A 13,574-nucleotide genomic window follows, 5' to 3' on the forward strand; every position below is an offset into this window, starting at 1 on the left:
TTCATCTTCTTTCCATAAACTTTTAGAATGATAGGATTCGGATGCAGGATCGGAAGAAGAATAAATCTCATCGTGCACACAGGAGTGCAGGAGAAAAATAAATACTGCCATGAAAGACAGCCACGAAATCATTTTTTTCGTCATAGTTATTTGTTGTTTTTTTAATGGGTTAAATATACTGTTTTTTTTAAATTACTCTACAAATATGTGAAAAATAATACTTCCCCAAAAACCTATATTTGCATAAAATTACCCGATTATCGGGTAAAGCCTGTGATTTGAAATAATTTTCTATATTTGTTTTAAATATTTATACCGATGACAAATACCGTAGCTGAGAAAATAAAAAGATTAAGAAAATCCAAAGGGTTTTCTCAGGATGATATGGCAGATAAACTACACATCTCCCAGTCTGCCTATGCACGAATAGAAAGCGGGGAAAGCAATTCATGGGTACATCATATTGAAAAATTAAGTGAAATTTTTGAAATAAAACCTGAGAACTTTCTTACGGATGAAGCCAATAATCTTGAACAAGAAAATACAGATCAAAAAGGAGGAATGGCATTTCAATTTGTAGGCACTATTAATACTATAAATTCCTTATCAGAAAAGGTAATTGAACTCTACGAAGAACGTATAAAAGAATTAAAGGAGCAGGTAGAATTCTGGAAAGATCAGGCTGGAAACTCCAACAATTCTGTAAATTAAAATGAAAAAACCGGTTAAGAAAATTTTCTTAACCGGTTTTTTTAGCTTTTTCTCTATTCAATCATTCACTCAGATTTAATTCAATCTCAATATCTTTATTGATCTTTTTCAGGGACGAATATTTGGCATCACAAACCATTGTTGTTAAAATATATTCTCCTTTTTCTACCAATAAAAAGTTTTGTCCGTTTGCCGGAACATCCAGATTATAATATTTTTTTCCATTGATCTTTACAATCAGATTACATTTAGACCTGTTTTTAATATTGATGTAAGCTTCCTTATCCATCGGATCATTATTAAAAAGATGGGTTAACATGGCTGCTGTCTTTTTATTCTGCTCACTTGCTCCAGAAGATTTTTTATTCGATCCGGCAACACTCGCGTAGTTTACGGTTCTTTCTGCTTTGGAAGCATTGGCTGCAATGGTTTTAGAATTATTCAGACTGTTGTTATCCAAAACCATCTGCTTTATTTTATCTTCACTCAACGCTTTAATGGTTGGCTTGGCTTCAGGAGAATTTCCTGCTGTGATAATGGCAATTAATTTTCTTTTGAAATAATCTGTTTTGGCGTGTCCGGGATTTTGTTTCAGAAATCCTGCAATCACTCTTGCTTCCGCAGTGGTTTCCGCATCATTTTCTGTATAAATGATGGCGGTTTCCTTTTCCACGATGCCTTTGGATTTCGTTTTTTTCTTTTTTTGCGAAAATCCAAGAGTGAAAATGCATAAAAATATGAGGAGAAATATTTTTTTCATTAAGTAAGCATTTAAAAATTTATTAAATATACAAATAACGCAAAAAGTCATTTTTTAGTTTATCATTAAAATCATTATCTTTGCATCGCTTTAAAATTAAGCTAAAAATTAATACTAATCTTAAATAAAAAAAATAATAGATATTATGTCTTATACACCAGCTGCTGCAGACGTAGCAAAATTGAGAAACCAAACAGGTGCAGGTATGATGGACTGCAAAAAAGCTTTAGTTGAAGCTGAAGGAGATTTCGAAAAAGCGGTAGATATCCTTAGAAAAAAAGGACAGAAAGTTGCTGCTAACAGAGCTGACAGAGAGTCTACTGAAGGTGCAGTAATCGCTAGAGTGAACGAAGATAACACGTTAGGTGCTATTATCTCTTTAAACTGTGAGACTGACTTCGTAGGTAAAAACGAAGCTTTCATCGAGCTAGCTTATGAATTGGCTGAAATGGCAATTTTTGCCGCTTCTAAAGAAGAATTATTGGCTACAGATTTCCACGGAATCACTGTTGCTGAAAAATTAATCGAGCAAACAGGTGTTATCGGTGAAAAAATCGAGATCGGTGCATTCGAAAGAATTACAGGTCCTTATTTAGGAGCTTACATCCACGCTGGAAATAAAATCGCTGCCATCACTTCTCTTTCTGCAAAAGTAGACGGAGCAGACGAAGTTGCAAAATCTGTTTCTATGCAGGCTGCTGCGATGAACCCAATTGCTCTTGATGAGACTTCTGTTTCTCAGGAAACAATCGATAAAGAATTGGAAATCGAAAGACACAAACTTGTAGAAGAAGGTAAACCTGCAAACATTATCGATAATATCCTTAAAGGTAAAATGCAGAGATTCTACAAAGACAATACTTTGGTACACCAGGATTTCATTAAAGACAGCAGCATGTCTGTTGCTGATTATGTGAAGTCTGTAAACGGAGATCTTAAAGTTACAGGATTTGTAAGAGTAAGCTTATAATCTTTTTCAGGATTAAAAATACAGTCCCGGTGATTTTTCATCGGGATTTTTTTATGTTTAAAAAACAGCAAACCGTCTAAATATTAACGCATTATTAAATATTTAAAATTTACATTAAATGGAGTTATTTGGATAAAAATCATCATAAAAAATTGATTATTAATGCTTAGATTTGCAGCCCTTATTATTAGACATGAAAAAATTTCTACTAATCTTTTGCTCTTTTTTTTATTTAATTCTTAATGCCCAATTGGATACAGAACACTGGTTTGCTCCAATGTCCGCAAGCTCTCTTCAGGGTACTCCGGAATGCTACCTGTATTTATCCACCAATGAAACAACTCCGTTTTCGGTTCAGATTTACAACAACAATACGGTGTTTTCTACTGTTCAGGTGAGTAAAAACAATCCGGTACAGGTTACAGTTCCAAGTAACTATATGATTGCCTCTACTCCATCCAATCTTTTTACACAGAGATCAATGGGATTACAGGTGAAAGGTTCTAAAAAATTCTTCGCCAATTTCAGATTTGCAGTTCCCAATCAGGCAGAAATCATCACTTCCAAAGGTTTGGCAGGAATCGGGAAAAATTTTTTCGTAGGCGTTGCCCCAAATACAACCGCAAAACCTTACGTTAATTCAACCATTGGATTTATTGCGACGGAAGACAATACAACCGTTACCTTATCCGGTTATAATCCTAACGTTATTTTCTCCGACGGTACTTCATCGCCCTCAAGAACGTTTACCATCAATAAAGGGAAATCATATATCATTGAAGCGCAGAGTGATTTATCCTCAAGCAATTTAGCTGGATTAGTAGGAGCAAAAATTACTGCCAACAAACCTATTTCGGTAACCAACGGTAATTTCAACAGTATTTATACCACCCAAAATAACAGCAATGTAGATATTCTGATGGATCAGGCTGTTCCTGTGGAAAGATTAGGAAAAACATTTGCCTTGGTAAAAGGAAACGGACCTGCCAATTCCGGAATGGAAGCTGCTTTAGTAATCGCTACTGAAAACAACACCAAACTTACGGTAAACGGAAACCTTTTAGGAAGTGTTACACTGAATGCAGGACAATATTACATTGTTCAGGGAACCAGCTATATCAATCAGGGGAACGGACATTACAACATGAGTATTTCTGCCAATAATAATGTCTATGTTTACCAACTTCTTGCAGGAACTTCAGGAAGTACAGTATATGCAACCGGCGGAATGAATTTCATCCCTCCTTTAAGCTGTTTTTTACCAAAAGAAATTAACGAAATCGGCTTTATCAATAAAATAGGAAGCAATTCTTTTGATACCAAACTTAATATCATTACCCAGACCGGAGCTAATGTAACGTTTAATGGAAGTGCCATCGGCGCGATCAGCGGACCTTATCCTGTAACGGGTAATCCGGGTTGGGTAACGTATTCTCTTCAGGGAGTTAACGGAAATATTACGGTAAATTCTACACTTCCTGTCACGGCAGGAATTGCTGCCGGAAACGGTGCAGTAGGTTACGGTGGATATTTTGCAGGATTTTCATCCGTTCCGGCGATTACAAAAACCGGCGACTGCTACGCAGGAATTCTTTTGCAGGTTGATAATAATTACGATTCTTATCAGTGGTTTTTAAATGGAAATCCAATTTCGGGAGCAACCTCTTTCTCAATCAATCCAGAATTGTACGGAGCCGGAGATTATACCTGTTTAATTACAAAAAACAACTGCGAAACCAGATTAACAGGAGTTTACAGCTATACTTCATGTCCTCCGATTTCCACTACAACTTACAATATCGGGTCTTGTAACACAAAAGTGATTACTCCGGCGTTTACGAATTCTACACAGACAATCGTTCCATCGCTTACCAGTATCATTTCACCGCCAACATCGGGAACTGCTACGGTAAATTCAACAACAGGACAAATTACTTATACTCCCAATCCTTCTGCAACGAACACTACCGATAATTTCATTTATTACGTTCAGGGGAATGGAAATCCTTTTGATTTTGAATATTTTAAAATCATTATTAATACAAATGTTTTACAGGTAAACAATGGTTCTCTGGCTTCCTGTGCAGGAACCAACGGAAACGGAACTTATAATTTAACAACAGCCAATGTTTCTTCTGATCCGGGAACTACGGTAACCTATTTTACCAACTCAAATTTAACCGGACAGATTACCAATCCAGCGGCTTATTCCGGACCGGCAGGAACTGTTTATGCCAATGTGACTTCACAGTACGGCTGTTCAAAAACCGCCCAGATTACATTAGCTTTAAATGCTTTACAGAATGTTAATAATGTTTCTCTGGCTTCCTGTGCAGGAACAGGCGGGAACGGAACGTTCAATTTAACTTCAGCCAACGTTTCTTCTGATCCGGGAATTACGGTAACGTATTTTACGAATTCTAATCTGACAGGACAAATAACTAATACTGCAACCTATTCAGGTCCTTCAGGAATTATTTATGCGAATGTAACTTCTGCAAACGGTTGTTCGAAAACCGCTCAGATCACTTTAACGGTAAATTCTTTACCCAATACGAATAACGCAACTTTAACATCTTGTGCCGGAACCAACGGAAACGGAACGTTTAATTTAACTTCAGCCAACGTTTCTGCTGATCCGGGAGTTACAGTAACTTATTTTACCAATTCAAATTTAACAGGACAGATTACAAATCCTGCGAACTATTCGGGAGCTTCAGGAATTATTTATGCCAATGTAACTTCCGCAGCAGGCTGTTCAAAAGCAGCTCAGATTACTTTAACGGTAAATCCTTTGCCTAATGTTACGAATGCCACTTTATCTTCGTGCGCAGGAACCAACGGAAACGGAATTTATAATTTAACCACAGCTAACGTTTCTTCTGATCCGGGAGTGACGGTAACCTATTTTACCAATTCAAATTTAACCGGACAGATTACCAATCCTGCGACGTATTCCGGACCGGCAGGAACTGTTTATGCCAATGTGACTTCACAGTACGGCTGTTCAAAAACCGCTCAGATTACATTAACTTTAAATGCTTTACCGAATGTTAATAATGTTTCTCTGGCTTCATGTACAGGAACAGGCGGGAACGGAACTTTCAATTTAACTTCAGCCAACGTTTCTTCTGATCCGGGAATTACGGTAACGTATTTTACCAATTCTAATCTAACAGGACAAATTACCAATCCTACAACCTATTCAGGTCCTTCAGGAATTATTTATGCAAATGTGACTTCTGCAAACGGATGTTCTAAAACTGCTCAGATCACTTTAACGGTAAATTCTTTACCCAATACGAATAACGCGACTTTAACGTCTTGCGCCGGAACCAATGGAAACGGAACTTTCAATTTAACTTCAGCTAACGTTTCTTCTGATCCGGGAGTTACAGTAACCTATTTTACCAATTCAAATTTAACCGGACAGATTACAAACCCTGCGAACTATTCGGGAGCTTCGGGAATTATTTATGCCAATGTAACTTCTGCGACAGGTTGTTCAAAAGCAGCTCAGATTACTTTAACGGTAAATCCTTTGCCTAATGTTACGAACGTCACTTTATCTTCGTGCGCAGGAACCAACGGAAACGGAACTTATAATTTAACCACAGCCAATGTTTCTTCTGATCCGGGAGTTACGGTAACTTATTTTACCAATTCTAATTTAACCGGACAGATTGCAAACCCTGCGAATTATTCAGGACCGGCGGGAATTATTTATGCGAATATCACTTCTGCGAATGGATGTTCCAGACAGGCACAGATTACTTTAACAACCACTCCATCTCCAAATATCAATACGGCTAATTATAACGCCAGTCTTTGTGATGATAATTTTGACGGAATCGTTAACGTGAATTTTTCAACCGTAACCCCTCAGATTGTTACCAATGCTGCGAATTTTACGGTAAGATATTATTTGAATCAGGCAGATGCAAATGCCGGAAATGGTAACACTCTGCCTGTAAACTGGACTTATACAGCAAATACAACCGTTTATGCAAGAGTAGATACAGCGGGAGGAAGTTGTCCTCCGGCTTTCGGACAGATTAATTTTAAAATAGGAAATAAAATTACGCTGCTTACCAACGTCGTGAATATGGATATTTGCGATAATGATCTTAACGGTTCTGAAAACGCAAATCTTAATGACTATAAAAATTTATTTACCACTAATCCTGCCATTACTTTAACTTTCCATACTTCTTTGGCGGATGCTCAGAATGGCACCAATACAATTCCTGCAAACCAGACGATTACTTCTCCAAAAACTTTCTATGTAAGATTTGTAAGCGGAACCGACTGTCCGAATACAGGAATAATTAATGTAACGCTTAAAACTCCTAAAAAATCCAGTCAGCTTACTGACAAAGTGGTTTGTTCCACAGAAAAAGTGGTATTGGATCCGGGTGCGGAATTCAGTTCATATACATGGAGTACGGGAGCAACTACCCAGACAATTCTTGCCGGTGCGGGAACGTATTATGTAGATTTAGGTTTTAACGGATGTGTTTATCGTCAGTATGTAAATGTGACGACTTCGCAGGCTCCGACAATCACCAGCATCAACGTAACGGCTTCTAATGCAACAGTAAATGTTACAGGCGGAACTCCTCCTTATCAATACTCATTAAACGGAATTGATTATCAGACCTCCAACACATTTATCGGTCTTTCAAGAGGAATTCATACCGTTTATGTACTTGGAAAAGACGGTTGTTTACCTGTGGTTAAGGAGTTTTTAATTGTAAATATTATCAATGCAATTACCCCGAACGGAGACGGCATCAATGATGTTCTCAATTATTCTGATCTGAAAATAAAGCAAAACGTGTCTATAGAAATTTCTGACAGATATGGAGCTGCTGTTTATAAATCCACAGATAAAAGCTATACCTGGGACGGAAAATCAGGAGGGCGACCTCTTCCGACCGGAACTTACTGGTATATTTTAAAATGGATTGAACCCGATACAAAACTTCCGGTTTCTTATTCCGGATGGATTTTAATAAAAAACAGAGAATAAGTTTTTACTTCACCAAAAAATATTGATCCTGATGATTTTAATTCATCAGGATTTTTTATTAACATTACAATATATTCTCAATTATTAAAAAAATATTAAATATTCAACAATATTCATAATTATAGAAATTACTAATTAAATTTTATGTAAAAAATTGACTTTTAATACTTACATTTGCATCCCTTATTGAGAAATATGAAAAAACTTTTACTAACCATTTGTACATTTCTTTGTTTATTCTTCAATGCACAGCTTGATACTGATCATTGGTTTGCTCCAATGGCTTCAAAGTCTGGTACAGGGAATCTTCAGGGATATTTATATTTATCCACCAATGAAACCACTCCCTTCAGTGTGCAAATTTATAATAGCAATGCTCTTTATACCACAGTACAGGTGAGTAAAGGAAATCCCGCTCAGGTAAGTATTCCAAATAGTTTTTTAATCACTACTAATCCATCGGATTTATTTAGTCCCAATTCAATGGGAGTTTACCTGAAAGGAACAAAAAAATTCTTCGCCAATTATAGATTTTCTGTCCCAAGCCATGCTGAAATTATTACCTCTAAAGGTTTAGCAGGATTAGGAAAAACGTTCTACGTAGGAATGGCACCTATTACCGGTGCTGCAACTTATGTCAACTCTACTATAGGAGTTACTGCTACAGAAGACAATACTTCGGTTGTGATATCAGGATATAATCCGAATGTTGTTTTCTCAGATGGCTCCTCAAGCCCTACAAAAACATTTACCTTAAATAAAGGAGAATCCTATATCGTAGATGCTTTAAGTACAGATTCGGCAGTGAATCTTGATGGGTTAATCGGGGCGAAAATACAATCTTCGAAACCGATTTCCGTTACCAACGGAAATTTTAACGGAATTTATACCAATTTAAATTTCACCAACAACGATATCCTTATGGATCAGGCAGCTCCTACAGACAGACTGGGAAAAGAATTTGTTGTGGTGAAGGGAAACGGAACCATACTTTCCGAAATGGAAACCGCGCTGATTGTGGCAACACAAAACAACACCCAGATTACAATTAACGGGATTGCTACAGGAATTACACTGAATGAGGGACAGTATTATATGGTTCCAAGTAATAATTATATACAGCATGGAACCGGAGACAATTACAATATGAGCATTTCTGCCAATAACAACATCTATGTTTATCAGTTATTAGCAGGAGTTTCATCTACAACCGGAGGCAATGAATACGCTACAGGAGGAATGAATTTTATCCCGCCTTTGAGTTGCTTTATGCCCAATAAAGTAGATGAAATAGGATTTATCAATCAAATCGGGAATCAGACATTTAATACCCGCCTCAACATTATCACCCAAACCGGAGCAACCGTAACTTTAAACGGAAATCCGATTGCTACAGCTAACGGACCTTATCCTGTAAACGGAAATCCTAACTGGGTTACCTATACTGTTCCTAATATTACTGGCACCATTACCGTAAACTCTACCAAATCCGTAACCGCAGGAATTGCAGCAGGAAGCGGCGCAGTAGGTTATGGAGGTTATTTTGCAGGATTTTCTTCTGTACCCGTAATTTCAAAAACAGGAGATTGCTATCTCGGAATTTTGCTTCAGGTAGATAACACGTACGATAATTATCAATGGTATCTTAATGGAAACCCTATTCCGGGAGCCACTTCATATTCCATCAATCCTGAATTATACGGCGCAGGAAACTATACCTGTATGGTTTCTAAAAACAACTGCGGTTCTTTGCTTACTGATGCTTATTCTTATACATTGTGTCCTCCGATAACAACTACGACTTATAATATAGGATCATGCAATACAAAAGTGATTTCTCCTGCATTTACAAATTCTACACAAACCATTGTTCCGGCAAATACAAATATTGTTTTAGCTCCTACTTCCGGAACAGCAACCGTTAATTCTGCAACGGGGCAAATTACCTATACTCCCAATGCAGGACTTACAGCAGATACAACAGATAGTTTCATTTACTATATAGAAGGAAACGGAAGTCCTGCAAGCTTTGAATATTTTAAAATTATCATCAATACAGATGTTTTGCAGACAACAAACGCATCATTAACTTCATGTGCAGACACCAACGGAAATGGAACGTTTAACTTAACCTCGGCTAATATAACGCCAGATTCAGGAACTACGGTACAGTATTTTACTAATGCAGCATTAACAGGAACTCCAATTGCAGCACCCGGAAATTATTCAGGACCGGCTGGAACGATTTATGCAAACGTAACATCTTCTTATGGGTGTAAAAAAGTCGCACAGATTACTTTAACAACAACTCCTTCTCCAAACATCAATACAGGCAATTATAACGCAACGCTTTGCGATGATAATTTTGATGGCATCGTGAATGTAAATTTCCCAAGCATCACTCCTGTTATTGTCACCAATTCTGCAAATTTCAATGTAAGATATTATTTACTTCAGGCTGATGCCAATGCAGGTAATAACAATACGCTTCCTGCAAACTGGACTTACACAGCCAATACCACTGTTTATGTGAGGGTGGATGCACTTACCGGAAGCTGTCCTGCTGTTTTTGGTCAGATTAACTTTACCATAGGAAACAGAATTACCTTAATTACAGGAAATGCAGCAACAGATATCTGTGACAGTGATATCAGTGGCTCTGAAGCGGTAAATTTAAATGATTATAAAAATCTTTTTACGGCGAATGCAGGAGTAAGTCTTACGTTCTACTCCACATTGGCTAATGCACAGGCGGGAACCAATGCTATTTCACCGAACCAGACTATTTATGCCATAAGTACCTTCTACATCAGATTTACTTCCGCTACAGAATGTCCGAGTACAGGCGTTTTAACAATCAATTTAAAAACACCGAAAAAATCTACCAGACTTGCCGATAAAGTGGTATGCCTTAATGACACAACAACATTAGACGCAGGTGCAGGATTCACATCTTATTCCTGGAGTACCGGAGCAACTACACAATCCATTATTGCCGGAGCGGGAAATTATTATGTAGACCTTGGATTCAACGGATGTGTGTACAGACAGTATGTGAAGATCACAACAGCTGAATCTCCCGTTATTTCTAAAATTGAAGTTTCCGGATATAATGCTACCATTACCGTTACCGGAGGAACTCCTCCATATCAATATTCATTAAACGGAATAGACTATCAGACATCTAATATTTTTACAGGTCTTTCCAGAGGAATGCATACTGTTTATGTTTTAAGTAAAGACGGATGCTCTCCGGTTATTAAAGAATTTTTAGTGTTAAATCTTATCAATGCGATTACTCCGAACGGAGACGGACTTAACGACGTACTGGATTATTCCGACTTAAGAATTAAACAAAATGTTTCAATAGAAGTGGTAGACCGTTACGGAGCTCCGGTATACAGATCATCTGATAAAAATTACACCTGGGACGGAAAAATTAACGGTAGACCCCTGTCTACAGGAACATACTGGTATTTATTAAAATGGAATGAACCCGATACTAAATTACCGGTTTCATACTCCGGATGGCTATTGATTAAGAATCGTTAATAATTTTTAAACTTTCTTTTATTTTTCGTTAACATTTATTAAATATTATTTTAAATTTGTAGAAATCATAATTAATTGTATATGAGAAGATTTCTACTGTCTTTCGTATTGATATTTTGTACGATTAACACGCTTTTTGCCCAAAGAGACACCGATCACTGGATTGCTCCGTTTTATACATCGGTTACAGGATATAACAATGCTGTATATCTTTCTACGGACTCAACCACTCCGTTTGACGTAAGAATATACAATAACAATAACCTGATTCAGACAGTTTCCGTTGCAAAAGGAGCTCCCGTTTCTTACGCTATTGCCGCCAATCTTATCAATGGAACCAGTGCCGCAGATGCCTTTACGGTTGGGACAAAAGGATTATACCTCAAAGGAGATAAACCGTTTTACTGTACCTTAAGATCCGCTCAGACAGCACATGGAGAAATTATCACGTCAAAAGGTAAAGCAGGAATCGGAAAAAAATTCTATGTAGCAGCAACTCCAAGTACAGCGAGCAGCTCCACTAACAATTTTACGGCAGGGATTTTGGCTACGGAAGACAATACATCAGTTACCGTATCCTGGAATACTGCAGGTTTAGTTTTTATCGGAGGTACACCCGGAGGAAATTCACAGACATTTACTTTAAATAAAGGACAGTCTTATATCTTAGCAGGAAATCATTTAACATCAGCTAATTTAAACGGCTTCATCGGTGCCAAAGTCGTTTCAGACAAACCTGTAACCCTTACCAATGGAAATGCTAACGGAAACTTTGCGACAAATACTTCCGATGGTTCAGATTTAATTATGGACCAGTCGGTTCCGGTGGAAAGACTGGGGAATACTTTTGCCATGGTAAAAACCAAAGCAACCAATCCTACCTTGAATATGGAAGGCGGAATTGTTATTGCCACAGAAGACAATACCCAGATTTTTATTAATGGAGCCACAACACCTGTTGCCACAATTAATGAAGGGGAATGGTATAGAATTAACGAAACAAGTTATGTAGAACAAACCGCGGGAAGCGGACATTTCAATATGTTCATTTCCACTTCTAAAAATGTTTACTTATATCAGTTTATCGGGATTCAGGGATTCTCATACAATGGAGGTTACAATTATATTCCACCATTGAACTGCTTCCTTCCGAGAAAAATTGACGAGATCGGAAAGATCAACGAAATGCCGGGTGTTTCCGGAGTTACTCTGAAATTAAACATCTTAACTGAAGCAGGTGCTGCTGTTACGTACAGCATCGACGGCGGAGCGGCTACCACTCCAACCGCTGCTCAGGGACCTTATCCGTTAACCGGAAATACTAACTGGGTAACCTATGCCATCGATAATCCTACAGGAAATGTAGTGGTAACCTCCACCAAAGCGGTAACAGCGGGAGTGAACGGAGGATACAGCACTGCAGGTTATGGTGGATATTTCGCGGGATTCTCTTCCATTCCGATTATTGCGAAAAAAACAGGCGAATGTGTCCCGGGAATCATTCTTGAGGTTGATGACAGCTATGAAACGTATCAGTGGTTCCTGAACGGAAACCCGATCACCGGAGCAACACAAAACGTTTATACGCCTACTGTAGCTGGAAACTATACTGTGAAAGTAACCATGGGAACCTGTCCGCCAGTTACCACTCCCATCTATAAAGTTTTTTCATGTGTAAGAAATACAACAGCAGCTCTTAATGCCTGTGCAACGAAAGTCATTACGCCCGCTTTCTCGTTCACCACGACACAGACGCCTGTTGCAAGTACGGTAACCATTCTTACCTATCCGACAAACGGTACTGCAACGGTAAACGGCGCAGGACAGATTACCTACATTCCGAATCCGGGATACTTAGGTCCAGATACTATTGTTTACCAGTTCTGCGGAAATGCTCCCGAATTTATTGACTGTGAAAAGGTAACTTTAAATCTTACAGTAGTTCCGTTTATTTTAACGGACACCACCATCAAAGCATGTCAGTACAACGGAAAAGGATTCTTTGATCTTACCGCAGCCAATGTAACGACATATTCACCGGTGGTCAAGAAATTCTATCCTACCCTTACTGACCTGAACGCAGCAACCAACGAAATTACAAATCCTGCGAATTATCTTTCTGCAGCAGGAAATGTCTATGTAAAAGTGACGACCAACGAAGGATGTACAGGAAATGCAAAAATTACTTTAGCTTATCTTCCGACTCCGGTGGTAACAGAAGCTACCATCAGCGAATGTTATCTTGAAAACAATGAAACAAAAGCGGCTTTCAACCTTTCGCTTGCCAATGTTTCCACAGAATCGCCGATTACCAAAAAATACTACCCTACTTTTGTCGATGCAAGCAACGGAACAAATGAAATAATGAATCCGTTAGCATACATTTCAGGGAATGCTTCGGTTTACATCCGAGTATACAACTCAAACGGATGTTATGCAATTGCCAAAGCGAACTTAGTGGTGATTCCTCCGAAAAGATCTACGGTTCTCGTGGATAAGATCATCTGTATCGACGGAAGAACAAATCTTGACGCAGGACCGGGATATCA

The 13,574-nt window shown here is 38.1% G+C and carries 6 protein-coding genes; 5 read left to right on the plus strand and 1 reads right to left on the minus strand.

Translation table 11 applies throughout. The annotated features are described in order from the left end of the window. Nucleotides 1–318 precede the first annotated feature (318 nt). Nucleotides 319–711, plus strand: a complete 393-nt coding sequence (locus DD829_RS22980) for a helix-turn-helix domain-containing protein (RefSeq protein ID WP_108411378.1) — start codon at nucleotides 319–321, stop codon at nucleotides 709–711. 61 nt (nucleotides 712–772) lie between these two features. Here the strand turns inward: DD829_RS22980 and DD829_RS22985 are convergent, their stop codons facing one another. Continuing rightward, a complete protein-coding gene (locus DD829_RS22985; protein WP_108411379.1) occupies nucleotides 773–1,471 on the minus strand; it encodes a DUF6759 domain-containing protein in 699 nt (232 codons plus the stop codon). A gap of 145 nt (nucleotides 1,472–1,616) precedes the next feature. Between DD829_RS22985 and tsf the strand changes: the two genes are divergently transcribed. From tsf to DD829_RS23940, 4 genes are all read left to right on the plus strand, one after another. Beyond that, nucleotides 1,617–2,441, plus strand: a complete 825-nt coding sequence (tsf, locus tag DD829_RS22990; RefSeq protein WP_108411380.1) for a translation elongation factor Ts — start codon at nucleotides 1,617–1,619, stop codon at nucleotides 2,439–2,441. 250 nt (nucleotides 2,442–2,691) lie between these two features. After that, complete coding sequence (locus tag DD829_RS22995) at nucleotides 2,692–7,473, plus strand: gliding motility-associated C-terminal domain-containing protein (protein ID WP_165814906.1); 4,782 nt, start codon at nucleotides 2,692–2,694, stop codon at nucleotides 7,471–7,473. A gap of 195 nt (nucleotides 7,474–7,668) precedes the next feature. Then, nucleotides 7,669–11,025, plus strand: coding sequence for a T9SS type B sorting domain-containing protein (locus DD829_RS23000; protein ID WP_108409226.1), 3,357 nt, complete (start codon nucleotides 7,669–7,671; stop codon nucleotides 11,023–11,025). Between the two features lie 81 nt (nucleotides 11,026–11,106). Next, nucleotides 11,107–13,574 (plus strand): Ig-like domain-containing protein (locus DD829_RS23940; protein ID WP_165814907.1); only part of this gene is annotated, 2,468 nt, incomplete at its 3' end.

The organism is Chryseobacterium sp. HMWF035 (genome assembly GCF_003094695.1).
GTDB classification, from domain to species: domain Bacteria; phylum Bacteroidota; class Bacteroidia; order Flavobacteriales; family Weeksellaceae; genus Chryseobacterium; species Chryseobacterium gambrini.